Source organism: Streptomyces sp. NPDC001450, assembly GCF_053597295.1.
The window spans coordinates 13,297-39,709 of record NZ_JBSFHY010000063.1 but is presented as its reverse complement, the minus strand read 5'-3'; the positions used below and the strand labels follow the sequence as shown (position 1 = coordinate 39,709).

Here is a 26,413-nt window from a genome sequence, read left to right as displayed (position 1 = left end):
TTACATTCCGAACCCGGAAGCTAAGCCTCACAGCGCCGATGGTACTGCAGGGGGGACCCTGTGGGAGAGTAGGACGCCGCCGAACAAATATTGAGGAAACCCCCGCATCGAAAGATGCGGGGGTTTTCTGCGTTCAGGGTCCTTTAGGGTCGAGGCATGCGATACGACCTGATCATCTTCGACAACGACGGTGTCCTTGTGGACAGCGAGCCGATCTCCAACCGGCACCTGGCCGCCTTTCTGACCGAGTTGGGGCACCCGACGTCGTACGAGGACTCCATCCGGGACTACATGGGGTCGGCGATGCACCGGATCCACGACCTGGTCCTGGAGCGGACCGGTCAGCGGCTTCCCGAGGACTTCGACGACGTCTTCCACGCGCGGGTGTTCGCCGCGTTCGAGCGGGAGTTGAAGCCCGTGGTCGGCGTCGATGACGTGCTGGAGAAGCTGGTTGCGGACGGGGTGCCGTACTGCGTCGCCTCCTCCGGGAGCCATGAGCGGATCCGGGTGGGGCATCGGACGACCGGACTCGACCGGTGGTTCGAGGAGGAGAGGATCTTCAGTTCGCAGGATGTGGGGCGTGGCAAGCCGGCGCCCGATCTCTTCCTGTACGCGGCCGAGCGGATGGGCGTCGCCCCGGATCGGTGCGCGGTCGTGGAGGACTCTCCGCTGGGCGTGCAGGCGGCCGTGGCGGCCGGGATGGACGTGTACGGGTTCACCGCGATGACGCCGGCCGAGCGGCTCACCGGCGCGAACCAACTCTTCTCCAGCATGGTGGAGTTGGCTGACCTGCTGGTATGACCCGAGCCATCGGCTCGGTGCTGACATTTGTCATGCGGACCTCCGGATGATCGTTTCTACTGGCGGACCCCGCCCTGCGGCGAAGCTGAGGGCATGACGGAGAACACGGGGATCCAGAGCCGGAGCGACGACCAGAAGCAGAGCCCGAGCGTGCTCGACAACTTCAAGCCACTGCTCGTGGACGTGGCGGTGCCGCTCGGCTCGTACTACCTGTTCAAGGACGGCTTCGGGATGAGCACCTTCGCGGCGCTTGCCTGGAGCAGCGTGGTGCCGGCGGTGCGGACCCTCTGGGGCCTGGTCAGGGAGCGGAAGGTCAACGGCCTGGCCGGGCTCATCCTGGTCGTCAACGTCGTCTCGCTGCTGCTGAGCTTCGTCTCCGGCGACCCACGGCTGATGCTCGCCAAGGACAGCGGGATCAGCAGCACGGTCGCCATCGGGATCCTGATCTCCGTCCGGCTCGGGAAGCCGATGATGACGGCCGGTATGAAGCCCTTCCTGCTGAAGGGGGACGCGGCCAAGGAGGCCGCCTGGGAGCGGCTGGTGTCCGGGGCGGCGGCCGGGTCCGCGGCCTTTCGGAGCAAGGAGCGGGCGTTCTCCGTCGTCTGGGGCCTGGCGCTGCTGGCCGAGTGCGTCGTGCGGGTCGTGGGTGCGTACACCGTCCCCGTGGACACCATGGTGTGGCTCGGCACGGTCATCATGGTCGGTGCGATCGGGATCGCCATCGTGATCAGCGGCGGCCTGGCCGTCGAGCCGATGGAGAAGATGCTGGCCGCCGAGGTCGAGGCCGGCAAGACCGAGGCGCCCGCGGTCGCCGTCGCCGCCTGACCCTCCGCTCGGAAAAGCTGAAGGAAATTCATCTTTGGCTGGATCTACCCACAGGTAGCCCGGGGCCCTACGCTCGCCGCCATGACTGATGTGCTGCGGCGCGGCAGGGCCTCGCTGGCGTTCGGCTTCTTCGCGCAGGGCGCCACCTTCGCGCTGCTGGTGACGCGCATCCCGGCCATCCAGGACCGGTACGGCATCTCCGACGCGCTGCTGCCGGTCTTCCTGGCCGCCGTGCCCATCCTCGCCGGGGTCGGCAGCGTGACGACCGAGCAACTGGTCAAGCGCATACGGCCCAGCCGACTGCTGCGCTGGTCCCAGCCGGTGGTGCTGCTGGCGCTGCTCGAGGTCGGGGCGGGCGGGGTGATGGCCGAGCTGGGGCTCGCCCTGGCCGCGTTCGGGCTGGCCGTGGGGGCGCTGGACGCCTCCATGAACATGCTCGGGGTGAGCCTGCAGCGCACGTACGGGCGCAGCATCATGCTGAGCTTCCACGCCGCCTACAGCCTGGGCGGGATCGTCGGGGCCTCGCTCGCCTGGGCCGGGGCGCACTGGCATCTCGCGCTGTGGGTGTCGTATCTGCCGGTGGTGGCCGTGCTGCTGCCGGCGACGCTGGTGGGGAGTCGGTGGTACGTCGACGGGGATCCGGCGCCCGTGGCAGAGGAGCAGGGCGGTGGCGCGGTCGTCTTCAGGCTGCTGCTGCCGCTGTGTCTGGTGATGACCTTCGCCTATATCGGGGACTCGACGGTCTCCAACTGGAGTGCGAAGTACCTGAAGGACGTGCTGGGGAGCTCGGAGCAGCTGGCGACGGTTCCGTACAACGTGTACATGATCACCACGCTGGTGGGGCGGGCCGTCGGGGACTTCGGGGTACGGCGGTTCGGGGCGGCCGCGGTCGTACGGCTCGGGGCGCTGGTGGCGGCCGGAGGGTTCGCGGTGGTGTCCGTGGCGCCGGACGCGTGGCTCGGGATGCTCGGGTTCACCCTGCTGGGGCTGGGGCTGTGTGTGCTGGTGCCGCAGACGTTCGCGGCGGCGGGGCGCTTGTTCCCGGGGGCTTCGGACGCGGCGATCGCCCGGCTCAACATCTTCAACTACGTCGGGTTCCTGATCGGTTCGCCGCTCGTGGGGGCGCTCGGGGACGCCTGGAGCTACCGGGGCGCCATGCTGGTGCCGATGGTGTTGGTGCTGGTGACGTTGGTGTACGCCAGGTCGTTCGCGGCTCAACCGGACCGATACGGTGGCGGGCATGAGCGGCCGCGCACAGCTGATGTGGGACGAGGCAGTAACGGGCTATGACTTCGGCCCGGACCATCCGATGGATCCGGTCCGGCTGGAGCTGACCCGGAAACTGGTGGGTGCCTTCGGGCTCGACCGGGAGATGGAGGTCGTCGCGGCGAATCCGGCCGGGGAGTCGACGCTGCGGCTGGTCCACCGGGAGGACTACATCCGTGCCGTGAAGGCCGCGTCGGCGGATCCGGGGTCGGTGCAGGGGGCGTACGGGCTGGGGACGATGGATGATCCCGCCTTCGCCGGGATGCACGAGGTGTCGGCGCTGATCGCGGGGCAGTCGGTGGGGGCTGCGGAGGCGGTGTGGCGGGGGGACGCGCTGCACGCCGTGAACTTCGCGGGTGGGCTGCATCATGCGATGCCCGGGGGTGCGTCGGGGTTCTGCATCTACAACGACGCGTCGCTCGCGATCGCGCGGTTGCTGGAGCTGGGCGCCGAGCGGGTCGCCTACGTCGATGTCGACGTGCATCACGGGGACGGGGTGCAGGCCGCGTTCTGGGAGGATCCGCGGGTTCTGACGATCTCGCTGCACGAGCATCCCCGCACGTTGTTCCCGCAGACCGGATGGCCGGAGGAGACCGGGGCCGGGGCGGGCGAGGGGGCCGCCGTGAACGTGGCACTGCCGGCGGGGACCGGGGACGCGGGGTGGGTGCGGGCGTTTCACGCGGTGGTGCCGGAACTGCTCGCGGAGTTCCGGCCGCAGGTGATCGTTTCGCAGCACGGGGCCGATACGCACTTCGAGGATCCGCTGGCGCATCTTGCCGTGTCGTTGGATGCGCAGCGGGCCGTGCAGGTGGCCTGTCATGAGCTGGCGCACGAGTACGCGGACGGGAAGTGGGTCGCCCTGGGGGGTGGGGGGTACGCGGTGGTGGAGGTGGTGCCGCGGTCCTGGACGCATCTGGTGGGGATCGCAGCGGGGCGGGAGGTTGCTCCTGAGGCGGTGATTCCTGAGGGGTGGCGGCAGGAAGTTTTCGCTCGGACCCGGCAGTTGGCTCCGCAGCGGATGACTGATGGGCGGTGGCCGGTGTCCTTTGCTTCCTGGGAGTCGGGGTACGACCCTGCGGATCGGCTTGATCAGGCTGTGCTGGCTACTCGGCGGGCGGTGTTTCCGATGCGGGGGCTGCTGCCGTGAGCCTCCAGGGGGCTCCGCCCGCTGTACTCCCCGCTTCCCGCCCGCCCGTCTCGGTAAGTCGAAAGGGCGCCCGACCCGCAAAGTCGAAAAGGCACCGGACAAGGAACCGTTACGCCAACCGTGCGGTCTTTCGTCGTTCCGTGCACGGTCTCGCATCCCAATGAGTCACCATCGCAGCCGTGTTGACCGCCGATGCCCTCCGTGCGCATCTGCTGGCTGTCCGGATGGCCGGGGAGGTGGCCACCTCTCGGGAGGACAGTCTTCGTAGTTATCGGCTCTTCGCTGCCCGGGATCCGCGGGTGTTGATCGGGATCGATCCCGAACGGGTCTGGGGGCCGGTCGAGTTGCTGGCTCTGATGGCCGACAAGTGCGGGGTCTCGGCCGATCCCCGGCGTACCTCCGGGCCGGATGTGATCGATCCGGAGCGGACTCTCGCCGCGTTGGACGCGTTCGCGGAGCGGGTCCGGAGTGTGGCCCGGCGGGGTGCGCCGGTGCTGCTCGGGACCGGGCATCCGCATCGACTGCTCGGGTTCTACGGCGGCTTGGCGGACGCTCTGTCGGCGGCGGGGTGTGAGGTGCTCACCCCTGCGCAGGGTCGCTGTGTCGACATATTGACCCGGTTCGGTCTACGTACGCACCGCCTGGACTACGTACGAGGTGTTGCCTTGGTGCGGGAACCGGAGGGCGAGCGCCCCGGTTGTGAGCCGGGCGTCCATTGTCATTCGCCGCTGCCGGTTCGGGTCGCCCTGGCGGCCGCCGCCGACGCCGGCGGACCGCTGCCCGAGCTGGTGATCGGTGACCACGGCTGGGTCTGCGGGGCAGGTCAGCTGGGGTTTGAGGCCATTGGTCTTGCGGATACGGATGACCCTGCGCTCTTTGTGGGGGAGGCGGAGGGGGTCGTGTCCGTCGCCGTTCCGGTTGATGACGCTGTGCGGTCTGATTACTACCGTCCGCTTACCCGCTACGTACTCAATCGAGCGTGTCTGTCACAGTAGGCCGCCGATGGGTGCACCTCTTCCCCACTCGCATCACCCGCCCCTACATTGGGGAGTGAGCACGCAACGACGAAGAGTCACCGGAAGGGGAAGCCGGTGGCCGTCGAGTGCGGAAGGTTCAGGTGTGTCATGGCTGCAGCTGGCGAGAGGCCTCTGAACGAGGTTCAGTTCCTTACCGTGGCGGAGGTCGCCTCGGTGATGCGAGTGTCGAAGATGACCGTGTACCGGCTGGTGCACAGCGGTCATCTGCCCGCGATCCGGGTGGGGCGGTCCTTCCGCGTCCCGGAGCAAGCGGTACACGAGTACCTTCGCGAGAGTTATGTGGGGGTGGAGACGGCCTGACGACGCTTCCGGTAACCCCGGAAGACCCCTCGATTACGACCTCGGCGCTCGGGCGGGTAGGCTAGCCCCTCGTAGGTCGTGTGGGCCCATGGCGCCCAAACAACCGAGTGATGAGAAGTGAGCGAGGGTAGTCGTGGGCTCTGTTATCAAGAAGCGGCGCAAGCGGATGGCCAAGAAGAAGCACCGCAAGCTGCTCAAGCGCACGCGCGTTCAGCGCCGCAACAAGAAGTAAGCGGCGCCGCGAGAGCGTGTCCCTGTGGCCTCCCGTCCGGAAGGGCGGGGGGCCACAGTCATGTCCGGGGGTACTCGGTGCAAGAGGTGCTCGGCATATTCCGATTGGGGAATTTCCGTCACCTCGTGCATCGGGCGGTCATCACAGCGCAACATCGACCCGCTAGGTTGGCCGCACACGGGTATCGCGGGAAGGAAGGCGCTGATCTTGGGGAAGGTCGTGCTCGTCACCGGAGTGGCCCGGCAGCTGGGCGGCCGGTTCGTGCGGCGGATCCAGCGGGACCCCGAGGTGGATCGGGTGATCGCCGTGGACGCGGTGCCGCCGGCGCACCATCTGGGTGGGGCCGACTTCATCCAGGCTGACATCAGACAGCCCACCATCGCCCGGGTGCTCGCCGAGACGGGCGCCGACACGGTCGTCCACATGGACGTGACCGGCACCGCGCTGGGCGGCGGCAGCCGGGCCACGGTCAAGGAGACCAACGTCATCGGCACCATGCAGCTGCTGGGCGCCTGTCAGAAGTCGCCGACCGTGCGGCGGCTGGTGGTGAAGTCCAGTACCAACGTGTACGGGTCCGCGCCGCGGGATCCGGCCGTGTTCACCGAGACGATGCCGCCCAAGTCGCTGCCGAGCGGCGGGTTCGCGAAGGACACGGTGGAGGTCGAGGGGTATGTGCGCGGGTTCGCCCGGCGGCGGCCGGACGTCGCCGTGTGCGTGCTGCGCTTCGCCAATATCCTCGGGCCGACCGCGGACACCCCGCTCGCCTCGTACTTCGCGCTGCCGGTCCTGCCGACCGTGTTCGGCTACGACCCCCGGCTGCAGTTCGTGCACGAGGACGACGTCATCGAGGTGCTGCGGATCGCCTCCCACGAGCCGCGCCGGGGCACCCTGAACAGCGGCACCTTCAACATCGCCGGTGACGGCGTGCTGCTGCTCTCGCAGTGCTCGCGGCGGCTCGGGCGGCCCATCGTGCCGCTGCTGCTGCCCGCGGTCACCTGGGCCGGTTCCCTGGTGCGTACGCTGGGCATGACGGACTTCTCGCCGGAGCAGATCCGGTTGCTCACCCACGGCCGGGTGGTGGCCACGGACCAGATGCGCGAGACGCTGGGCTTCCGGCCCAAGTACACGACGGCGGAGACGTTCGCGGATTTCGCGCGCAGCCAGGGACCCGGGCTGCTGCCGCCGGAGGCCCTCGCGGGAGCCGTCGACCGGATCGCCGCGCTTGCCGCGAAGGGCGGCGGGCACCTCCCGACGCAGAGCGCCAACTGAGGAGCGCAGCAACGATGGCGGACGCCAAGGTCATTCCGTTCGACGACGACCGGTCCCGAGGGAGCGCCGCCCAGCGGCCCTCGCGGCGCCGGAGCGCGGGCAGCAGGCGCGGCGCGGTCGGTGAGCCGGCGCCGGTCCGGGAGGTCCAGCCCCTGCCCACCAGGCCTGTTCCGCAGGATGATGTCTCTGTGACCGGTGAGGAACAGTCGCCTGCCGGGCCGCGGCACGACGGTGGGCTCGAGAGGCGCATCGCGAGCGGCCTGGCCTTCCTGCGCCGCCGGCTCACCGGTGACTACGAGGTCGACGACTTCGGTTACGACGAGGAGCTGACCGACCAGGTCCTGATGTCGCTGCTGCGGCCGGTGTACGAGAAGTACTTCCGGGTCGAGGTGAAGGGCATCGAGAACATCCCGGCCGAGGGCGGGGCGCTGATCGTCGCCAACCACTCCGGGACGCTGCCGCTGGACGGCCTGATGATGCAGGTCGCCGTGCACGACCACCACCCGGCCGACCGCCATCTACGGCTCCTGGCGGCGGACCTGGTCTTCGTCCTCCCGGTGGTCAACGAACTCGCCCGCAAGCTGGGGCACACCCTCGCCTGCGCCGAGGACGCCGAACGGCTGCTGGGGCAGGGGGAGCTGGTCGGGGTGATGCCGGAGGGCTTCAAGGGCATCGGGAAGCCGTTCGGCGAGCGGTACAAGCTGCAGCGGTTCGGCCGGGGCGGTTTCGTCTCCACGGCGCTGCGACAGGGTGCGCCGATCATCCCGTGCTCGGTCGTCGGGGCCGAGGAGATCTACCCGATGATCGGCAACTCCAAGACGCTCGCTCGGGTGCTGGGCTTTCCGTACTTCCCGTTGACGCCGACGTTCCCGTGGCTGGGGCCGCTCGGGGCGGTCCCGTTGCCCACCAAGTGGACGATCCAGTTCGGCGAGCCGATCCCGACGGACGGCTATCCGCCGGAGGCGGCCGAGGATCCGATGCTGATGTTCAACCTGACCGACCAGGTCAGGGAGCAGATCCAGCACACGCTCTACAAGCTGCTGGTGCAGCGGCGGTCGGTGTTCTTCTGAATCGTGCTGGGTGGCTGGGGTAGTGGAGCCGGCGGACGGAGGCCGGCGCAGCCGTGCGAAGCCCGCGGAGCGGCGCGAGGGCGGCAATGTAAATGGGACGCTCGCCCGGGTGCTGGGTTTTCCGTACTTCCCGTTGACGCCGACGTTCCCGTGGCTGGGGCCGCTCGGGGCGGTCCCGCTGCCCACCAAGTGGACGATCCAGTTCGGCGAGCCGATCCCGGCTGGTGCAGCGGCGGTCGGTGTTCTTCTGAGAGGTGTACGGCGACGGGGGCGCCCCTGCTCGGAAAGGGGCGCCCCCGTCGCGGTGTGCCTGCGGCGCTAGCTCGCGTCCTCGCCGTCGATGCCCAGGCCGGGCAGCAGGCCCGGGAGGAGCGGCGGGAGGGTGACGTCCGGCTCGGACAGCGGCGGCTTGGTGGTGGACGGGGTGCCGCCGCCGTCGTCGCCGATCTTCGGCGGGTCGAGCAGACCGCCCGTGTCGCCCCCGATCAGGCCGCCTCCGCTGGCGCCCGTGGCGGAGCCGCTGGGGCTGCCGGAGCCGCCCGCGTGCTTGCCGGAGGAGGGGGTGTTGCCCGAGCTGGGTGCGGTCGCGCGGTGGGTGCCGGAGGAGCCCGTGGACGCCGAGCCGGAGCCCTGTCGCGTGCCCCCGCCGGTCTGGGCGGGCGGCTGCGGGAGCAGGGACTGCAGCGGGGCGACCTCTTCGTCTATGGCGTCGAACACCGACGACACCTGCTGTTTGACGTCTCCCAGCTGCACGGGCAGCTTGTCGCTGAGCAGGCTCCAGACCTCGCGGTGCGACCGGGAGAAGGTGTCCAGGGCCTGGATGGGTCCCAGGGAGCCGGGGTCACGCTCGTAGGCCGCGTGCAGCAGGCGGTGGCCTTCGGTCACGTCGTGCTGCATGCCGGACAGGGTGCGGCGGATCTCGCCGATGGACTCGTGGTCGAGGTGGCCGCCGCGGTCACGCTCCATCAGCCGACGGGCCTCGCTCAGCCGGGTGGAGGCCTGGTCGAGGTAGGTCTGGCCGCGCTCGTCGTCCCCCTCGCTCAGGTAGTTCAGTTTGACGTCCTCGATGCCACGCTTGAGGCCGTACAGCGAGTCGCCGGGCAGTGCGTCGGAACTCGCGGCGGCGACCCCGCCGAAGGCCCCGGCGGCCACGCCGACACTGAGCCCGCCCGCGGCAAGCCCCTTGGTCAGCCTCGAACGCGGGCGCAGTTTGCCCAGCGGGCTCGCCCGGTGCGCACCCCGGCCGCGGCCGTGCTGTTCGGGCACCGCCGCACCCGCCGCCCCGGTTCCCTCCTGGAGCATGGCCTCCATCGCGGCCACCAGCTGGGCGCGCTGGACGACCTTGACCTCGGGGTCGAGCTGCGGCCGGGGCAGCGCGCCGAGGCCCGCCGCGAGGGCCAACAGCTCGCCCTGCTCGGTCCGTTCCTCGGCGGTCGGCGGGGGATCCGCCGTCGCTGCGGGCTGCTCGGCCGCCGTGTCCCGGTCGGACTGCTCCTCCAGGGCTTGGGCGAAGGCGTTCGCCCGCCGGTGGGCCGATACGTTCGCGATCACTGGCGGCACCTCCTCTCGTCATCACCGTCGACTCCCCAGGGGGCCTGAGGGTTGCACGCCCAAGACCACTTCCACACGATCGAGCGATCAGGGTCGGCCAGGACGTGACCACAGGGAGCCTGTATCCCGCACAACGAGCGGCTCGGCACTTGGGTTACGGACGGCGGATGATCGGGTCAGAATGGCAACGGACTTTCACGGAAAGTGAGTTGGGCGTCGCCCACCGTTGCCCTGAGTGGCGGACGTCAGCGGGCGTCGTCCGGCAGGAGCCGGGCGAGGGTGCGCACGGCCCGGTACTGGAGGGTCTTGATGGCGCCCTCGTTCTTTCCCATCACACGGGCGGTCTCGGCGACCGAGAGGCCCTGGAGGAAGCGGAGCGTCACGCACTCCTGCTGCTGGGGGTTGAGCCGGCGTACGGCGTCGAGGAGCGCGGCGTTGGAGAGGGACTCCAGGACGGAGTCCTCCGGGGAGCGCTCGACCTCGTTGGCGTCGAGCATCTCGCCGGTGGTGACCTCCAGGCGGAACCGGCTGGACTTGAAGTGGTCCGCCACGAGGTTCCGGGCGATCGTCACCAGCCAGGCGCCGAAGTCGCGGCCCTGCCAGGTGAAGGTGCCGATCCTCCGGAGCGCCCGCAGAAAGGTCTCGCTGGTGAGGTCCTCGGCGGTCGCCTTGCCGCCCACCCGGTAGTAGATGTACCGGTACACCGTGTCGCTGTACTGGTCGTAGAGCCGTCCGAAGGCCTCGGCCTCGCCGGACTGGGCGCGCTCCACGAGGTCCATCATCCGGGCACTGTCGCTGTCGGCGGCCGGCCGGCGGGCGGTGGCGGCGCCGGACGTGCGGCCGCGTCTGCCGGCCGCCCGTCCGTCACCCGACCACCGCCCCTCGACGACGGCGCTGCGCGCCGGCCCCTGTTGCATGCCCTCGGCCAGTGCGTAGCACGGGCCCACGGGTGCTGCGGCGGCGGCGAAGGCAGGGACGGGGTACGCGGTGGGGACGAGGCCGCGCAGCGTCTCTTTGACCGCCGCGACCGTTGCGCGCAGCGTAGCCAGGCCCGAGGCGTCAACCCCGACGTGTGGGTACACGGGACTCCCAGAGGCAGAGCTTCCATCACGTGCAGTACGGGACCTTTCACCCGTCGTGGCGACGGAGGGGTACCGGTGTGCGTCTGAGGAGAATAACGCTTCGTGCAGGCACTGCTACACCGAGTTGCTCAAATCACCGATTGCGTCGCTTCTGTAACCGATTGACGCCCCTTCAAGTGCCGCAGAGTGATCGGTTGTTGATCGGAAATGGGTGGGTTTCGACGAAGTGGGGGGCGTGTTGGGGAACGCCGGGCATAATCCGGCGGCAGGCGAGACGATTCGGCACCTATGGGCACATGACAAGTGGCCCGGCGTTGCGGCCGGGCGGGGCTACGAGCGCGCCGAAGGGGCGCGGGGCTGTATCGATATGCGGCTCCGCCGCGTGGGCGGGACCGGCCACGACGGGCCGGCAGCCCGGGGAAGGCCCGCAGGCCTACGGCGATTACCCGCTGATCACGCGCGGGACTGTCGGACTATCGACGACGCCGGCTCAGCGCGATCGCCGCCGCAGTGCCACCGGCAACCGCTCCGACCCCCGCGGCCGCCGGAATGCCCACCTTCGCCGCCTTGCGGCCCGTGCGGTAGTCGCGCAGGCGCCAGTCCTTGTCGCGGGCGTGTTTGCGGAGTTTGGCGTCGGGATTGATCGCGTAGGGGTGGCCGACCAGGGACAGCATGGGGATGTCGTTGTGGCTGTCGCTGTAGGCGGCGCAGCGGGAGAGGTCGAGGCCCTCCGCCGCGGCCAGCGCCCGTACCGCCTCCGCCTTGGCCGGGCCGTGCAGCGGTTCGCCCACCAGCTTGCCCGTGTACACGCCGTCGACCGACTCCGCCACCGTGCCGAGCGCGCCCGTCAGGCCGAGGCGACGGGCGATGACCTGCGCGATCTCGACGGGGGCGGCTGTGACCAGCCACACCTTCTGGCCCGCGTCCAGGTGGGCCTGGGCGAGGGCCCGGGTGCCCGGCCAGATCCGGTCGGCCATGTACTCGTCGTAGATCTCCTCGCCGATCGTCTCCAGTTCGGCGACGCGGTGGCCCTTGACGATGGAGAGGGCGGAGTCGCGGGCGTCCTGCATGTGCTCGGGGTCCTCGACGCCGGCCAGCCGGAACCAGGCCTGCTGCCAGGCGAACCTGGCCAGGTCGCGGGTCTCGAAGAACTTCCTCTTGTACAGGCCCCGTCCGAAGTGGAACAGCGCGGCGCCCTGCATCACGGTGTTGTCGAGGTCGAAGAAGGCGGCGGCCCGGTCGTCGCCGATCACCGGGAACTCCGGTTCCTGCTCGGCGGCCTGTGCGGCCTCCTGTGCTTCCTGCGCTTCCAGCGAGGACTTGCGGGCGGCCTCCGCCGAGGCCTCGCCTGCCAACACGCTCCGCGCCGTGGCGGAGCGCCTACGGGGAGTGAGCCATCCGAGAGCGGCCATGGCGTGAGCATAGCCAGTTTGTTCGGTGGTTCCGGAGTCGAGAGGTTGGAAGGGTGTGAACTCTCCGCGTCCGCGTCGTTAAAGAAGCGCGAGAATGGCCGACATGAGTCCCCTCTTCTGGCGTAAGGCCGCCCCTCAGGAGCGATTGGTCACGCTCATCCGCAAGCCCGGCTGTCACCTGTGTGATGACGCACAGAAAGTGATCGAGAAAGTCTGCGGCGAACTCGGCGTCCCCTGGGAACAGAAGGACATCACCCAGGACCAGCAGCTCCACGACCAGTACTGGGAGCAGATCCCCGTCGTCCTCGTCGACGGGGCGCAGCACACCTTCTGGCGGGTGGACGAGAGCCGTCTCCGCAAGGAACTGACCGAGTAGTACAAGACTGCGCCGAACGTCCCTTAGGATCGACGGCGGTTTGGTCTCGGGGGCGGGATTCACGAGGAGTGTGCCGGTTTTGCCCCCAGGAAGGGCCCAGCGATGACGCGCGTGACCCCGGTCACGTTGGCCGGGCAAATCGGACACCATCTTTGTGCACGCGTTCACAAAGACATAGCCTGCTGTCGACGGGGCGGTCTGGGGACGTATGACCGCCTGCAGCCCCGCTCAACCCGCAGGAGCACCGTGGCAACTGGCCGAACACACCGACCGGCGACCCGCAGCCGAGGGATTCCCGAAGCCACCGTCGCCCGGCTTCCGCTGTACCTCCGAGCCCTGACCGCACTGTCGGAGCGCTCGGTACCCACGGTCTCCTCCGAGGAACTGGCCGCGGCGGCGGGGGTCAACTCCGCCAAGCTGCGCAAGGACTTCTCGTACCTGGGCTCCTACGGAACGCGCGGTGTCGGCTACGACGTGGAGTATCTCGTCTACCAGATCTCCCGTGAACTCGGCCTGACCCAGGACTGGCCGGTTGTCATCGTCGGTATCGGTAACCTCGGCGCCGCCCTGGCCAACTACGGCGGGTTCGCCTCCCGTGGCTTCCGGGTCGCCGCGCTGATCGACGCCGACCCGGCGATGGCCGGAAAGCCGGTCGCGGGCATCCCCGTCCAGCACACCGACGACCTCGAGAAGATCATCAAGGACAACGGGGTCTCCATCGGCGTCATCGCCACCCCGGCCGGTGCCGCCCAGCAGGTCTGCGACCGGCTCGTGGCCGCCGGGGTGACCTCCATCCTGAACTTCGCGCCGACCGTGCTGTCCGTCCCGGACGGCGTCGACGTGCGCAAGGTCGACCTCTCCATCGAGCTGCAGATCCTCGCCTTCCACGAGCAGCGCAAGGCCGGCGAGGAGAGCGCCGAGGGCGGTCCGCTGCCCGCGGCCGCTGCCCGGGGCGCAGCCGCCGACGATTCCGCCGACCAGGGGCCCGACGGGGACGTACCCGCCGTGATGCCGGCATGAGTCTCCTCGTCGTGGGTCTGAGCCACCGCAGCGCCCCGGTCAGCGTGCTGGAGCGGGCCGCGCTCAGCGCGGACGCCCAGGTCAAGCTGCTCCAGGACACGGTCGCCGCCGAGCCGGCCACCGAGGCCGCGGTGCTCGCCACCTGCAACCGCATCGAGCTGTACGCCGACGTGGACAAGTTCCACGCCGGTGTCGCCGAGCTGTCCACGCTGCTCGCCCAGCACAGCGGGGTCGGCCTCGAGGAGCTGACGCCGTATCTCTACGTGCACTACGAGGACCGGGCCGTCCACCACCTGTTCTCGGTGGCCTGCGGCCTGGACTCGATGGTCGTCGGCGAGGGGCAGATCCTCGGGCAGATCAAGGACTCCCTGGCCCGCGCCCAGGAGCTGCACAGCGCCGGCAAGCTGCTGAACGACCTGTTCCAGCAGTCCCTGCGGGTCGGCAAGCGGGCCCACTCCGAGACCGGCATCGACCGGGCCGGCCAGTCCCTGGTCACCTTCGGCCTGGAGCAGCTGGCCGCGGGCGGGGACGTCCGGGAATGGGCCGCGGGCCGCCGGGCCCTGGTCATCGGTGCCGGGTCGATGTCGTCCCTGGCCGCCGCCACGCTCGCGCGTGCCGGGGTGGCCGAGGTCGTCGTCGCCAACCGCACCGTCGAGCGCGCCGAGCGCCTCGCCCTCCTGCTCGAAGAGCAGTACGGACACAGCCTCACCGAGGCCGACGACACGGCGGTGACGGCTCGCGCGGTACGGATGGACGCCGTGCCGGGCGAGCTGACACGTGCCGACGTCGTCGTCTCCTGCACCGGAGCGACGGGCCTGGTCCTGACGGCCGAGGCGGTCGCGCAGGCGGTCGAGGGCCGCACCGGGCAGCCCGTGGCCGACCTCGGCGACGGCGCTCGTACGACCGTGCAGGCCGCGCTGCCGGCCACCGGCGCCGGCACCGAGGAGAACTGCCCGCTGGACCTGGCCGCCGTACAGGGCGCGACCGGCTTCTCCGTGCTCGGCGAGGCCGCCGTGGCCGGCATGGACGCGGCCACCCTGGAGCAGCACGCGGCCTGGGTCACGGGCGGCACCGTGGACCGGCGTGGTGGGGGTACCTCCCCCGCCGTCCAGACAGTGGGGGAGGCCCGGCGCAGCCCCGAGGCCGACGCCGAACTGATCACCGCGCTCGCCGCGACGGCCGCTACCGTCGGCCGTATCCCCGAGCGCCGCAAGCCGGAACCGGCCGTCGTGATCCCGCGCCCGGCCCCGGCCGTGTTCCTCCTCGACCTCGCCATGCCCCGCGACATCGACGCGGCCGTGCACCGGCTGGCCGGGGTACGGCTGGTGGACATCGAGTCCCTCGCCGAAGCCTCCGCGGACGCCCCGATGGCGGCCGACGTGGACCAGGTCCGGCGTATCGTCTCCGACGAGGTCGCGGCCTTCGGCGCGGCACAGCGGGCGGCGCACATCACGCCGACCGTCGTCGCGCTGCGCGCCATGGCCGCCGACGTCGTCGCCGGTGAGATCGCGCGGCTCGACGGCCGCCTGCCCGACCTGGACGAACGCCAGCGCGGCGAGATCCGGCAGGCCGTGCACCGGGTCGTCGACAAGCTGCTGCACGCGCCGACCGTACGGGTCAAGCAGCTCGCGGCCGAGCCCGGCGGCGCCGGGTACGCGGACGCGCTGCGCACCCTGTTCGACCTCGATCCCGAGACGGTGGCCGCCGTCTCCCGGGCCGAGGACAGCACAGACAAGAAGGACCGACCGGCATGACTGAGAAGGCACTGCGACTGGGGACGAGGCGGAGCAAGCTCGCCATGGCCCAGTCCGGGCAGGTGGCGCAAGCCGTGAGCCGGGTGACCGGCCGGCCCGTCGAGCTGGTCGAGATCACCACGTACGGCGACGTCTCCCGCGAGGCGCTCGCGCAGATCGGCGGCACCGGCGTGTTCGTCACGGCGCTGCGCGACGCGCTGCTGAAGGGCGAGGTGGACTTCGCGGTTCATTCGCTCAAGGACCTGCCGACCACGCAGCCCGACGAGCTGGTCCTGGCCGCGATCCCCGAGCGCGAGGACCCGCGGGACGTGATCGTCGCCCGGGACGCGCTGAAGTTCACGGACCTCGCTGCGTCCTCCCCGAAGGGGGTCGCCCGCATCGGCACCGGCTCGCCGCGCCGCATGGCCCAGCTGAACGCGTACGCGCGCGCCCACGGCCTGGACATCGAGACGGTCCCGATCCGCGGCAACGTCGACACGCGGATCGGATACGTCCGCGACGGAGAGCTGGACGCCGTCGTGCTGGCCGCCGCCGGACTGAACCGGATCGGCCGGATCGACGAGGTGGCCGACTTCCTGTCGGTCGACACGGTTTTGCCCGCCCCCGGCCAGGGGGCCCTGGCGATCGAGTGTGCCGCGGACAACGCGGACCTGATCGCGGCGCTCGGCGAACTCGACGACCCGTTCACACGGGTCGCCGTGACCGCCGAGCGGTCACTGCTCGCCGCCCTGGAGGCCGGCTGCAGCGCCCCTGTGGGCGCGCTGGCCGACCTGCTGGCCGACGGGCAGATTGTCAAGGAAATGCGCCTGCGCGGCGTCGTCGGCACGACCGACGGCACCCGCATGGTGCAGATGTCCACCACCGGTCCCGTGCCCCAGACGCATGAGCAGGCGATGGCACTCGGTCGCGAACTCGCCACCGAGATGCTCGCCCAGGGCGCGGCCGGTCTGATGGGGGAGCGAGCACAGTGAGCCCCACCACCCTTCCCGCCGGTTCGGAACACGGGCACGTCACCTTCCTCGGTGCCGGACCCGGGGATCCGGGACTGCTGACTCTGCGCGCAGTGGAGGCGCTGTCGAACGCGGACGTCCTGATCGCCGAGCAAGAGGTGCTCGACGTGATCCGGACGCACGCCCGGCAGGGCGTCTCCGTGGTGCGAACGGACGGGGATTCCTCCTCGGTGTCGCCGCCGGGCGCGGGCACGCCGCAGCTCACAGTCGTTGACGGTGCGTCAACAACCGCTGCGGTCCCGTCCCCTGCCCGGGATGCCGCTCATCTTGTCATGGAGGCCGCGCGGGGCGGCAGGCGGGTCGTCCGTGCGGTGTCCGGGGACCCGGGACTTGATACGTACGCGGCCGAGGAAATGCTCGCTTGCGCCGCAGCCGGTGTGCCCTTCGAGGTCGTACCGGGTGTGGCGGCCGCGGTCGGCGTGCCCGCGTACGCCGGTGTGCCGCTGCGGGACGCGCAGGGCGCGGACGTCCGGTTCGTGGACGCCCGTACCGCCTCCGACCGGTGCTGGACGGAGGTGGGCGCCTCCGACGGCACGGTGGTCGTGTCGACGACGCTGGACGCGGTGGCTGCGGCCGCCGGCGAACTGGTGTTGGCGGGCCGCAAGCCGGACACCCCGATGTCGGTCACGATCGCCGGTACGACGACCCGTCAGCGGACCTGGACGGCGACGCTCGGCACCATCGCGCAGACGCTGAAGCAGGCGAAGGTGCTGCCCTCGCCGGACGGCGGCCGGCCGGTGATAGCCGTGGTCGGCGAGCGTTCCGCCGCCGCCCAGCGCGACCAGTTGTCGTGGTTCGAGTCCAAGCCGCTGTTCGGCTGGAAGGTGCTCGTGCCGCGCACGAAGGAGCAGGCGGCGTCGCTCTCCGACCAGCTGCGGTCCTACGGCGCGGTGCCGCACGAGGTGCCGACGATCGCCGTCGAGCCGCCGCGGACGCCCCAGCAGATGGAGCGGGCCGTGAAGGGGCTCGTCACCGGGCGGTACGAGTGGATCGCCTTCACCTCGGTGAACGCGGTCAAGGCCGTGCGGGAGAAGTTCGAGGAGTACGGGCTCGACGCCCGGGCCTTCGCGGGCATCAAGGTGGCCGCGGTGGGTGAGCAGACGGCCAAGGCGCTGGTCGACTTCGGTGTGAAGCCGGACCTGGTGCCTTCGGGAGAGCAGTCGGCCGCGGGTCTGCTGGAGGACTGGCCGCCGTACGACCCGGTCTTCGATCCGATCGACCGCGTCTTCCTGCCCCGTGCCGACATCGCCACCGAGACCCTCGTCGCCGGGCTCATCGAGCTGGGCTGGGAGGTCGACGACGTCACGGCCTACCGGACCGTGCGGGCCTCGCCGCCGCCGGCGGAGACGCGGGAGGCGATCAAGGGGGGTGGCTTCGACGCCGTTCTCTTCACGTCGTCCTCGACTGTCCGGAACCTGGTGGGTATCGCGGGCAAGCCGCACAACGTGACCGTGATCGCGTGCATCGGTCCGGCTACGGCGAAGACGGCTGAGGAGCATGGGCTGCGGGTCGATGTCATGGCTCCGGAGCCGTCCGTGCTGAAGCTGGCGGAGGCGTTGGCGGACTTCGGCCTGAAGCGGAGGGCTGCCGCCCTGGAGGCGGGTGACCCGGTGACCCGGCCGAGCGAACGCCGCCCCGGGGCGCGCAGGCGCCGCACGACGACCTGAGGTACCAGGGGGCTCCGCCCCCTGGACCCCCGGTCTTGCGTTACACCGTTCGACAAGCCGTCGGCAAGAGGAGCCCGCGCCCGGGCGTAGCGTAGACGCCATGACGAAGTACGGATCCTTCCCCGGTACGCGTCCCCGGCGGCTGCGCACCACCCCCGTCATGCGCCGTATGGTCGCCGAGACCCGGCTGCACCCTGCCGACTTCATCCTCCCCGCGTTCGTCCGGGAGGGTGTCAGCGAGCCCGTGCCGATCGCGGCGATGCCCGGCGTCGTCCAGCACACCCGCGACAGCCTGAAGAAGGCGGCCGTCGAGGCGGTGGAGGCCGGGATCTCCGGGATCATGCTGTTCGGCGTGCCGGAGGAGAGCAAGAAGGACGCGCTCGGGACTCCGGGGACCGACCCGGACGGGATCCTCCAGGTCGCCCTCCGCGATGTGCGCGCCGAGGTCGGTGACGACCTGCTCGTCATGTCCGACCTGTGCCTGGACGAGACCATCGACCACGGGCACTGCGGTGTCCTGGACGCGCAGGGGCGGGTCGACAACGACGCCACCCTGGAGCGGTACGCCGAGATGGCCCAGGTGCAGGCCGACGCCGGCGCCCATGTGGTCGGCCCCAGCGGGATGATGGACGGTCAGATCGGGGTCATCCGCGACGCCCTGGACCAGATCGGCCGCGAGGACGTCGCCATCCTCGCCTACACCGCCAAGTACTCCTCCGCCTTCTACGGCCCCTTCCGCGAGGCCGTCGCCTCCTCGCTGCAGGGCGACCGCAAGACGTACCAGCAGGACCCGGCCAACTGGCGCGAGTCCCTGCGGGAGCTGGAGCTGGACCTGGCCGAGGGCGCCGACATGGTGATGGTCAAGCCGGCCGGACCCTACCTCGACATCCTGGCCCGGGTCGCCGACAGCGTGGACGTTCCGGTCGCCGCCTACCAGATCTCCGGCGAGTACTCGATGATCGAGGCCGCCGCCGAGAAGGGCTGGGTGGACCGCGACCGGGCCATCTTCGAGACCCTGACCGGCATCAAGCGGGCCGGGGCGCGGAACATCCTCACGTACTGGGCCACCGAGGCCGCGCAGAAGCTGCGCTGACGGACACGGTTGGAGATCGTTTCGATACCGGAAGAGCGGCGGATCGGACTCGGTGCGCCTTCGGTTCGGTATCGGAGCGAACTCGGTTTTCGGAACGTCCGGCGGCGATGGTGGAAACAACCTGTGATCGTGGACGGATCTGTCCTGAAATCGATGTTTGGCGCCATGTCGCACCGCGTATGACGTGCTCCTGCCGAACCCCCTAATCTCTGCGCCTGGCCTGATCCGTTCCGGAGGGTCTGAACATCGATCCCCTGGGGGTTTGTCATGAGCTGGTTCCTCGAGGCGCTCAAGAAGTACGCGGTCTTCAGCGGGCGGGCGCGCCGCAAGGAGTACTGGCTGTTCATGCTGTTCGTGTGGATCGTCTACGTCGTGCTGGTGGGCATCGGCGCCGCGGTTCACGCGCCCTACCTCGTGGGCATCGCCGTGGTCGCGTTCCTGCTGCCGGCCTGGGGTGTCGCGGTGCGCCGACTGCACGACACGGGCCGCTCCGGCTGGTGGCTCCTCATCGGGATCATTCCGCTGATCGGCTCCATCGTCCTGCTGGTCTTCTACTGCTCGGACGGCGAGGCGGGCGCGAACAAGTACGGCCCGAACCCGAAGGAGGCCCCGGCGGTCGCGTAACGCCACGCCGGTGCACTGACGTGCCGAGGCCGCCCGGGCCGTTGCCCGGGCGGCCTCGCTGCATCACCGGGCAACTCACCAGCCGGCGATGTCGTCCTGGCTCTGCTGCCAGTACGTGACCTTCAGCGCGCTGTCGTAGTAGACCCCCTTGGCCGGCAGCGCCGGGGTTGCGGCGGCGCCGCCGCTGCTGTTGGGGCTCCTGCCCTGGAAGCCGACGGTCAGCTTGTGACCCGTCGTGCCGCCCTGGCCGCTTCCGTCGGCGGCGGAGAGCAGGACGGCCGCGTAACCGGACTCACCGGGCGCGAGGGTCGTCACGGCCTGCGGGTGGGTCTTCTCGTCGGCCTGGGGCACCCACTGCATCTCGTCGAAGCGCAGGACGGGGAAGTAGGTCAGGTCGCAGTACTTCGAGCCGGTGTTCTTGACCGTGAGGAGCATGTGGTTGAGCGGCCGGGACACCGGCTGCGCGGTGACCCGGGTGTTGGAACCGTTGCACAGGACGTGGTTCTTCGGGTCCGACGGGTCCGTGGAGCCGCCCGAGCCGGAGGACGACGAGGCTGAGGAACCGGAGGATCCCGAGCCCGACGAGGTCGAGGAGCCCTTGGCGGAGCCGGACGAGCCCGAACCGGAGCCCGAACCCGCCGACTTGTCGGAGGCATCGGAGGCCGGCAGAGCGGTGCCCTTGCCGCCCGTGGTCGCGGCCGCCGTCGAGGAGGGCTGCGAGGCACCGTGGTCCTTCGTTCCCGTGCCGTCGCCGCACGCCGTGAGGGCGAGCGCGGCGAGGGCGACTCCGGTGACCGCAAGCAGGTGGGTACGGCGGGTGCGCATGGCTGATCTCTCTTCCGAGTGGTGGCGTGCTTGGATGGCCACAGCCTGTGGGGCGGTCCGTCCCGCCTGCCACACCCGGCGGAGGATCAGGGACGCTGGAATGCCCACATAGGCTCTGACCTGGGGAGACATCCCTTCCCTGGAACGTGGGGACGGGACACGGGGAGAGGGAGGGACAGTGCCGGACAGCACTTCTGGCGCCGCTTTCGCCGAGCTGTTACGGGAGTTGAAGGACCGGTCGGGGCTCAGCTACGGCGTCCTGGCCAAACGGCTCCATGTGAGTACGTCGACGCTCCACCGGTACTGCAACGGGGATGCCGTACCGACCGATTACGCCCCCGTGGAGCGGCTCGCCCGCCTCTGCAAGGCCTCGCCGGACGAACTGGTCGAGCTGCACCGGCGGTGGGTGGTGGCGGACGCGATGCGGGGCCGGGGCAAGGCGGAGGCACCCGAGCCGGGGCCGGCGGGGAACAGACCCGAGCCCGAGCCGGAGCCGCTGGCTGAGCCGGAGCCGTCGGCCGAGCCGGTTGCCGAGGCTCCGGACGCTCCGGCTGAACCTGTTGCCGAGGCTCCGGACATGCCGGCCCCGACCGCTCGTCGTCGTACCCGTACCGTCGTCGTCGCCGGGATCGCCGTCGCGGCCGTGCTCGGTGCCGTCGCGCTCGCCGTGCACCTGACCCCGGGCGGCTCGGACGCCGCGGACGGCAGTCCCCTCGCGGCGGCCTCGACGCCGGGTCAGGCGGCGGCGGACGGGCGCACCTCGACGGCACCGCACACCCGCACCTCGCCGTCGGCCTCCGTCTCGCCCTCCACCTCCGCGGCACCCTCCGCGTCGGCCGAGGGCGGACCGAGGACGGACGGCAAGGGCGAGGCCCAGTCCGGCGGCGGCGCCTCCGACGCCGCTCCGCTGACGGTGGCGACCAGCGCGTACACCTGGGACAGTCCCTGCGACGGGCGCTACCTCATCGACCGGCCCCCGGCGAAGGTGGCCCCGCCGCCGACCGAGGAGGACGCGACCGCCTGGGTGGCCGCGCACGGTGCCGTCTCCTCCGGGAAGCAGGAGGTCACGCTCACCGTGCAGGGCACCGGCCAGGAGACCGTGGTCGTGCAGAGCCTGACGGTCCATGCGGTCACCAAGCGCACGCCGCTCGCATGGAACGACTACGCCATGGCGTACCCGGGTGTCGGCTGCGGCGGAAAGGTCCCGACCCGCTCCTTCACCGTCGCCCTCGACTCCGCGCGCCCCACCGTCGTACCCGAGTCAGGGCACCGGAACTTTCCGTTCAAGGCCAGCGAGTCGGACCCCGAGGTGTTCCACGTCACGGCCGAGGCCTCGGCGTACGACGTGAGCTGGTCCCTGGCGCTGACCTGGTCCAGCGGGTCCCGCCACGGCGTGCTGCTGATCGACGACCACGGCCGGCCGTTCCGCACGAGCGGCAACAACGGGCGTCCCGCCTACGAGTTCCCGCTGGGCGGCTCGGGATGGGTCAAGGAGGGCACGACCAAGTTCTAGGCCGGCAACCGGTGTTGCCGGATGTCCGCATCGCGGAATGACGGGTGTAGAGGGCATGTAGTCCCTAGGCTGCGCGCGGAGAGGCAGTTTCCGGAGCCGAAGGAGAGCCGACCATGTCCGTCGCCGAACCCGCACCGCCCCGCGCCGCCGTTCCGCCGCTCGCGGCACGTGCCCGTAGCGTGGGTGGTTCGCCCGTCCGGGACATCCTGGCGGTCACCGCACGTCCCGAGGTGATCAACTTCGCGGGCGGCCTCCCGGCTCCCGAGATGTTCGACCACGAAGGCATAGCGGCCGCGTTCCGGGACGTGCTGGCGCAGATCCCCGCGCAGGCGCTCCAGTACGCCACCACGGAGGGCGAGCCGGTCCTCCGGTCCGGCCTGGCGGACCGCGTCACCGCGTTCGGCCTGCCCACCGCCCCCGACGACCTGCTCATCACCACCGGCTCCCAGCAGGCCCTGTCCCTGCTGGCGACGGCGCTGATCGAGCCCGGCGACACGGTGCTGGTCGAAAGCCCCTGCTATCTGGCGGCACTTCAGGTCTTCGGGCTGGCGGGGGCGCGGGTGGTGGCCGTGCCGGGGGACGAGGACGGGGTGGACCCGGCGGCGCTGGAGGAGGCGGTGCGGCGCGAGCGCCCGAAGCTGCTCTACCTCGTCCCCACCTTCCAGAACCCCACCGGCCGCACGATGCCGATCCCGCGCCGCGAGGCCGTCGCCGCCGTGGCCGCCCGCCAGGGGCTGTGGATCATCGAGGACGACCCCTACGGCGAACTCCGCTACGACGGCACCCGGCCGCCCTGGATCGCCGCCTGCCCCGGCGCCGAGGACCGTGTCGTCCTGCTCGGCTCCTTCTCCAAGGTCATGGCCCCCGGCCTCCGCCTCGGCTGGCTCCGCGCCCCCGCGGAACTGCGGCGGGCGTGCACGGTGGCCAAGCAGGCGGCGGACGTGCACACGGCGACCCTCAACCAACTGGCCGCGGCCCGCTACCTGCACGTCCTGGACGCCCATGTGGCCCGTGTCCGCGCCGTCTACGGCGAACGCCGGGACGCCATGCTGGCCGGCCTCCCCGACGCCCTCCCCGAGGGCTCCACCTGGAGCCGTCCCGAGGGCGGCATGTTCCTGTGGGTCCGCCTCCCGGAGTCGTACGACACCACGGCCCTGCTCCCGAGCGTGGTGAAGCAGGACGTGGCCTACGTCCCCGGTGCCCCCTTCTACGCCACCGCCCCCGACCCCTCCACCCTCCGCCTGTGCTTCGTCACGCAGACACCAAAGGAGATCGCGGAGGGCCTGAGGCGGCTGGGCAGAGGGCTGATGGGCTGAGTGCCGCCGGTCGGCGTCAGTCCCACCAGAAGGACCAGGCCGGCTCGCCGATCAGCCCCTTGGCGTACGCGCGCAGGGTGTCCGGACCGCTCTGCGTGATGTTGTCCGGGCAGAACGCGAAGTGCTCCGCCGCCACCGCCTCGGCCTCGGCCAGGGTGGCCGGCGGCGCGGCGACGGACACCGTCAGCGTGTCGAAGGTCAGCGCCACCACCCGTATACCGAAGCGGTCCTCCCAGGAGCGAAGGACGGTGCACAGCCGAGCCACGTCGTCCTCGTAGTTCAGCGGTCCCGACCAGCCGATCGCCGCCGGGATGTCCGCGGACCGCCGCGCCGGAACCAGGGCGAGGTGAGGATCCTTGAGCCGGCTGCGGGTGCCGTCCGTCAACGCGTCCGCGACCTGGGCGGCACGGGTGTCAGGATCAGCGGTGAAGGAGGTTGCGGGTGCAAGACCGGGCCACTCCGGCCCGAACGGCTCGACCTCCTCGGCCAGTTCCTCCTCGACGCAGTCCTCCCAGTACTCCGCGAGGACGTCCTCGGCGTCGTGATCACCCGGGTACGACACCTCGTCCGGCGCCAACCCCCAGTTCACCGGCCCGCCCTGATCGTCCTGCACATCCACCAGCACAGGAAGGAGCCCGGCACGCGCGGCCGGTGCGCCCAACGCCTTCCAGGTGCCGGGCGCGGCCGCCTTCTCCGCATGCCACAACAGCGGCTCGTGCCAGGGGCCTTCGTCCGTCGCGTCGATCAGCCTGCCGGGCGGCAGCTGGAGCCCGAGGGACCGACCACTCGGGTCCGTCGTCAACTTGGGCAGCGGGTTGGGAAGAGTCGCCATGCCGCCGACTGTAGGGGGCGGCACTGACAACGGTCACTTGAGGGAGGAGGTGAAGGCGGCCCAGGTGGTGGGGGTGAGGTGCAGGGTGGGGCTGTCGGAGGGGGGCTGCTTCGAGTCGCGGATGTGGATGGTGTGGGGGGAGACGGCTGCTTCGAGGCACTGGCCGCCCTCGCTACCGCTGTAGCTCGACTTGAACCACTGAAGTGCTTCGTCGCTCATTGTTCTCCTACCAGGCGGTCGAGCAGGCCCATCGAATCCTGCGTGGTCAGGGCCTGTGTCCGCAGCATCGCATACTTACGCGAAAGGATGGACACCTCATCTGCGTCAGAGACCCACTGGCTGCCGCGTTGCGACTCGGTGTAGGCGACGTGCTGGTGGTCAGGGGTTTCCAGGAGCGTGAACGGGCCGTCGACCCCCGCGTGAAAGGGACTGCTCAACGGCAGGACCTGGAGCGAGACGCAGGGCAGTTCGGCCATCTCGCGCAGGAACTGGAGCTGTTGCCTGCATACTCCCGCCGAGCCGAGCTGCAGGAGCAGCGCGGGCTCCCAGACCACGAAGCTCAACGTCGGTGGGCTCTTTCGGCGCAGGATCTCCTGGCGGTCGAGGCGCAGCCTCAGTGAGTTCTCCAACTGCTCCTCGTCGTAAGCCGGAACGCGGTTCTGCAGGACTGCCCGTGCATACGCCTCGTTCTGGAGCAGACCGGGGATGACCGCGTTGTCGTACCAGGACAACGCGATCGCCACCCGCTCCTGATCCATGTACTCCTCAGCCCACAACGGAAACTGATCCACTTCCGGAAGGTTGGCCACCCCCGCCGCCAGCATCCCCTTGGTCCCCAGGAACTCGTCGAAGATCTCGGCGATGTCCGGCTTCAGGGACCGTCGGCCCTGCTCGATCGAGGCGATCGTCTCCTCGTTGATGTTCAGCGCGACACTCAGGCCCGACTGGCTCAACCCCGCCGCCCTGCGCGCCGTAGCGAGTTGACGGCCGAGCATCTTCATGGCCGACTGGTTCTTCCGAGAAGTCGTCATGCTGCTGAACTCCCACGCCTGCCCGTACCCGACCCCCGCACAATCCCGTACAAACGCTTTGTACGGGATCTCGTACTGATCCAGGCTAGTCACTCTGCGCGACAGTCGCCCCGTGAACGCGCAAACCGAACTCCCCTACCAGCGCGACCAGTTCTACGCCCGCTCCCGCCGATCCGTGCCCGCGGCCAGGCGGTTCGCCGAGTGGTCGTTGAGATACTGGGGGCTGGCCGAATGGGACCGCTACGCCGATCTGTCGCTCTGTGTGAGCGAGTTGGCCACGAATGCGTTGCTGCACGGGGCGCCGCCGGGGCGGGGGTTCCTGTTGCGGCTGCGGTACGACGGGCTGGTCGTGCGGGCCGAAGTGCATGACAGCGGACCAGGTGTGCCGAGGATCGCCGACGACCCGGACGAGGGCGGGCGTGGGCTGCTGCTCGTCAGCGCGCTCAGTGACAAGTGGGGCGTGGCGGAACGCGGCCCCGGGAAGCTGGTGTGGTGCGAGTGGTACCGGGACACGCCGGGTGCCGACCGTGAAACGGCCGGCACCCGGACGGGGCCGAGTCCCTACGCGGCGGAGAGGGCGTCGGCCGCGGAAGGCTCCCAGACCGAGATCCGCGGGGCGTGAACGTGTGCCTTCACCGGGATGCGGAGGGTGTCGCCGCTGTCCAGCTTCACGGTCAGGTACGAGGTGTCGCTGCCCTGCCCCGGGGCGTCCTGCTGGTCGAGTGCGACGCCCTCGTAGTTCGACTGTCCGGGACGCAGGATGTTGGGACCGCCGCCGATGCCGTCGGGGGTGGTTGCCCGGACGTGGCCGTCGAAGGTGACGAGGCCGATGATGCCGAGGTCGCAGCGGGCGCCGCTGGTGTTCTTGGCGGTGATCAGCAGGTGGTTCAAGGGCTGTGAGACCGGGGCGGCGGTGACCGTCAGCTGGCCGGCACGGCACATCCCGGCCCGGGTGCCGCCGCCGGTCCCGGACGCGGTGCCCGAGCTGTGCGCGCCGGTCTGCTTGGCGGTCGTGGGCGTGGCCTTGGCCGAGCCGTTGCCCGCGGCCGCTGTTCCGGCGGAGCCGCGGGACGGCTCGGTGGTGGGGGAGGCGGTGGTCTTCGCCGCAGCGGAGGCGGTGGCGGCCGTGCCGGCGGGAGCGGAACCCGTGGCGGAGCCGGGGTCGCAGGCGACGAGGGCGAAGGAGCCGAGGGCCAGGGTGGCCGCGGAGACCAGGAAGCGCTGGACGGACATGTGGTGCTTCTCCCGTTGGTTGGTTCGGTCGGGGCCGGATCGGGTGAACCGGCCGATGACCAGAACCGTGCGGTGCGATCCGTCTCACCCGCTAGATTCCATGGGCAGTTGGGAACCCTGAAACGGT

At 70.5% G+C, this 26,413-nt stretch carries 27 protein-coding genes, 1 rRNA gene and 1 pseudogene; 21 read left to right on the top strand and 8 right to left on the bottom strand.

Going from position 1 to position 26,413, the window contains the following annotated elements:
• The 11 genes and pseudogenes from rrf to ACWC5O_RS41820 form a co-directional block, all read left to right on the top strand.
• Positions 1-85, top strand: a 5S ribosomal RNA gene (rrf, locus tag ACWC5O_RS41870); the annotation flags it as partial.
• Between the two features lie 71 nt (positions 86-156).
• A complete protein-coding gene (locus ACWC5O_RS41865) occupies positions 157-801 on the top strand; it encodes an HAD family hydrolase (RefSeq protein WP_450585523.1) in 645 nt (214 codons plus the stop codon).
• Positions 802-894: 93 nt separating this feature from the next.
• Positions 895-1,626, top strand: a complete 732-nt coding sequence (locus tag ACWC5O_RS41860) for a VC0807 family protein (protein WP_450585522.1) — start codon at positions 895-897, stop codon at positions 1,624-1,626.
• Between the two features lie 81 nt (positions 1,627-1,707).
• On the top strand, positions 1,708-2,916 hold the full coding sequence (locus ACWC5O_RS41855) for an MFS transporter (protein WP_450585520.1): 1,209 nt from the start codon (positions 1,708-1,710) through the stop codon (positions 2,914-2,916).
• Positions 2,867-4,039: an acetoin utilization protein AcuC gene (locus ACWC5O_RS41850; RefSeq protein ID WP_450585518.1), complete on the top strand. Its 1,173-nt coding sequence runs from the start codon at positions 2,867-2,869 to the stop codon at positions 4,037-4,039. Before ACWC5O_RS41855 ends, ACWC5O_RS41850 begins: the two co-directional genes overlap by 50 nt.
• A gap of 179 nt (positions 4,040-4,218) precedes the next feature.
• Positions 4,219-5,034 carry a phosphatase gene (locus ACWC5O_RS41845; RefSeq protein WP_450585516.1) on the top strand — a complete coding sequence of 272 codons (816 nt, stop codon included), beginning with the start codon at positions 4,219-4,221 and terminating at the stop codon, positions 5,032-5,034.
• 129 nt (positions 5,035-5,163) lie between these two features.
• Complete coding sequence (locus ACWC5O_RS41840; RefSeq protein WP_004984898.1) at positions 5,164-5,376, top strand: helix-turn-helix domain-containing protein; 213 nt, start codon at positions 5,164-5,166, stop codon at positions 5,374-5,376.
• A 133-nt stretch (positions 5,377-5,509) separates the two neighbouring features.
• Positions 5,510-5,608, top strand: coding sequence for a 30S ribosomal protein bS22 (locus ACWC5O_RS41835; RefSeq protein ID WP_003948845.1), 99 nt, complete (start codon positions 5,510-5,512; stop codon positions 5,606-5,608).
• Positions 5,609-5,815: 207 nt separating this feature from the next.
• Positions 5,816-6,877, top strand: a complete 1,062-nt coding sequence (locus tag ACWC5O_RS41830) for an NAD-dependent epimerase/dehydratase family protein (RefSeq protein WP_450585514.1) — start codon at positions 5,816-5,818, stop codon at positions 6,875-6,877.
• 14 nt (positions 6,878-6,891) lie between these two features.
• Positions 6,892-7,947, top strand: coding sequence for a lysophospholipid acyltransferase family protein (locus ACWC5O_RS41825; RefSeq protein WP_450585512.1), 1,056 nt, complete (start codon positions 6,892-6,894; stop codon positions 7,945-7,947).
• A gap of 97 nt (positions 7,948-8,044) precedes the next feature.
• Positions 8,045-8,167 (top strand): annotated as a pseudogene (locus tag ACWC5O_RS41820) (glycerol acyltransferase); the annotation flags it as partial.
• Between the two features lie 98 nt (positions 8,168-8,265).
• Here ACWC5O_RS41820 and ACWC5O_RS41815 read toward each other — a convergent pair.
• The 3 genes from ACWC5O_RS41815 to ACWC5O_RS41805 all read right to left on the bottom strand — a co-directional run bounded on the left by ACWC5O_RS41815 (position 8,266) and on the right by ACWC5O_RS41805 (position 11,992).
• Positions 8,266-9,498: a DUF5667 domain-containing protein gene (locus ACWC5O_RS41815; RefSeq protein WP_450585510.1), complete on the bottom strand. Its 1,233-nt coding sequence runs from the start codon at positions 9,496-9,498 to the stop codon at positions 8,266-8,268.
• Positions 9,499-9,743: 245 nt separating this feature from the next.
• A complete protein-coding gene (locus tag ACWC5O_RS41810) occupies positions 9,744-10,580 on the bottom strand; it encodes an ECF subfamily RNA polymerase sigma factor, BldN family (RefSeq protein ID WP_450585508.1) in 837 nt (278 codons plus the stop codon).
• Between the two features lie 473 nt (positions 10,581-11,053).
• A complete protein-coding gene (locus tag ACWC5O_RS41805; RefSeq protein WP_450585506.1) occupies positions 11,054-11,992 on the bottom strand; it encodes an HAD family hydrolase in 939 nt (312 codons plus the stop codon).
• 94 nt (positions 11,993-12,086) lie between these two features.
• Between ACWC5O_RS41805 and ACWC5O_RS41800 the strand changes: the two genes are divergently transcribed.
• The 7 genes from ACWC5O_RS41800 to ACWC5O_RS41770 all read left to right on the top strand — a co-directional run bounded on the left by ACWC5O_RS41800 (position 12,087) and on the right by ACWC5O_RS41770 (position 19,536).
• Positions 12,087-12,368 carry a glutaredoxin family protein gene (locus tag ACWC5O_RS41800; RefSeq protein WP_450585505.1) on the top strand — a complete coding sequence of 94 codons (282 nt, stop codon included), beginning with the start codon at positions 12,087-12,089 and terminating at the stop codon, positions 12,366-12,368.
• 246 nt (positions 12,369-12,614) lie between these two features.
• Positions 12,615-13,388 carry a redox-sensing transcriptional repressor Rex gene (locus ACWC5O_RS41795; RefSeq protein ID WP_450585503.1) on the top strand — a complete coding sequence of 258 codons (774 nt, stop codon included), beginning with the start codon at positions 12,615-12,617 and terminating at the stop codon, positions 13,386-13,388.
• Complete coding sequence (locus ACWC5O_RS41790) at positions 13,385-15,142, top strand: glutamyl-tRNA reductase (RefSeq protein ID WP_450585501.1); 1,758 nt, start codon at positions 13,385-13,387, stop codon at positions 15,140-15,142. The genes ACWC5O_RS41795 and ACWC5O_RS41790 overlap by 4 nt, the downstream gene beginning before the upstream one ends.
• Complete coding sequence (gene hemC / locus ACWC5O_RS41785) at positions 15,139-16,113, top strand: hydroxymethylbilane synthase (protein WP_450585499.1); 975 nt, start codon at positions 15,139-15,141, stop codon at positions 16,111-16,113. The genes ACWC5O_RS41790 and hemC overlap by 4 nt, the downstream gene beginning before the upstream one ends.
• Positions 16,110-17,819, top strand: coding sequence for a uroporphyrinogen-III synthase (locus ACWC5O_RS41780; protein ID WP_450585497.1), 1,710 nt, complete (start codon positions 16,110-16,112; stop codon positions 17,817-17,819). Before hemC ends, ACWC5O_RS41780 begins: the two co-directional genes overlap by 4 nt.
• A 100-nt stretch (positions 17,820-17,919) precedes the next feature.
• Positions 17,920-18,912, top strand: coding sequence for a porphobilinogen synthase (gene hemB, locus ACWC5O_RS41775; protein ID WP_450585495.1), 993 nt, complete (start codon positions 17,920-17,922; stop codon positions 18,910-18,912).
• A gap of 267 nt (positions 18,913-19,179) precedes the next feature.
• The gene (locus tag ACWC5O_RS41770; RefSeq protein WP_450585493.1) at positions 19,180-19,536 is read left to right on the top strand and encodes a DUF805 domain-containing protein; all 357 of its coding nucleotides are present in this window, start codon (positions 19,180-19,182) and stop codon (positions 19,534-19,536) included.
• A gap of 75 nt (positions 19,537-19,611) precedes the next feature.
• On the opposite strand, the gene ACWC5O_RS41765 is transcribed toward ACWC5O_RS41770, so the two are convergent.
• Positions 19,612-20,361 (bottom strand): DUF4232 domain-containing protein, encoded by a 750-nt coding sequence (locus ACWC5O_RS41765; RefSeq protein WP_450585491.1) that lies wholly within the window; start codon positions 20,359-20,361, stop codon positions 19,612-19,614.
• Between the two features lie 178 nt (positions 20,362-20,539).
• Here ACWC5O_RS41765 and ACWC5O_RS41760 point away from each other — a divergent pair, with 178 nt between their 5' ends.
• Both ACWC5O_RS41760 and ACWC5O_RS41755 read left to right on the top strand, forming a co-directional pair.
• Entirely contained in the window at positions 20,540-21,874 is a 1,335-nt protein-coding gene (locus tag ACWC5O_RS41760) for a helix-turn-helix domain-containing protein (protein WP_450585489.1), read from the top strand.
• 113 nt (positions 21,875-21,987) lie between these two features.
• On the top strand, positions 21,988-23,190 hold the full coding sequence (locus ACWC5O_RS41755; RefSeq protein WP_450585488.1) for an aminotransferase-like domain-containing protein: 1,203 nt from the start codon (positions 21,988-21,990) through the stop codon (positions 23,188-23,190).
• 16 nt (positions 23,191-23,206) lie between these two features.
• Here ACWC5O_RS41755 and ACWC5O_RS41750 read toward each other — a convergent pair whose 3' ends face one another.
• Genes ACWC5O_RS41750 through ACWC5O_RS41740 form a run of 3 tightly spaced genes read right to left on the bottom strand, consistent with a single transcriptional unit; the run spans position 23,207 to position 25,023 of the window.
• Positions 23,207-24,022 carry a DUF4253 domain-containing protein gene (locus ACWC5O_RS41750; protein WP_450585486.1) on the bottom strand — a complete coding sequence of 272 codons (816 nt, stop codon included), beginning with the start codon at positions 24,020-24,022 and terminating at the stop codon, positions 23,207-23,209.
• 33 nt (positions 24,023-24,055) lie between these two features.
• The gene (locus tag ACWC5O_RS41745) at positions 24,056-24,241 is read right to left on the bottom strand and encodes a DUF397 domain-containing protein (protein ID WP_450585484.1); all 186 of its coding nucleotides are present in this window, start codon (positions 24,239-24,241) and stop codon (positions 24,056-24,058) included.
• Positions 24,238-25,023, bottom strand: a complete 786-nt coding sequence (locus ACWC5O_RS41740) for a helix-turn-helix domain-containing protein (RefSeq protein ID WP_450585482.1) — start codon at positions 25,021-25,023, stop codon at positions 24,238-24,240. The genes ACWC5O_RS41745 and ACWC5O_RS41740 overlap by 4 nt, the downstream gene beginning before the upstream one ends.
• 142 nt (positions 25,024-25,165) lie before the next feature.
• Between ACWC5O_RS41740 and ACWC5O_RS41735 the strand changes: the two genes are divergently transcribed.
• Positions 25,166-25,675 (top strand): ATP-binding protein, encoded by a 510-nt coding sequence (locus ACWC5O_RS41735; protein WP_450585481.1) that lies wholly within the window; start codon positions 25,166-25,168, stop codon positions 25,673-25,675.
• Here the strand turns inward: ACWC5O_RS41735 and ACWC5O_RS41730 are convergent.
• Entirely contained in the window at positions 25,615-26,286 is a 672-nt protein-coding gene (locus ACWC5O_RS41730; protein ID WP_450585479.1) for a DUF4232 domain-containing protein, read from the bottom strand. The genes ACWC5O_RS41735 and ACWC5O_RS41730 overlap by 61 nt on opposite strands.
• Positions 26,287-26,413 lie beyond the last annotated feature (127 nt).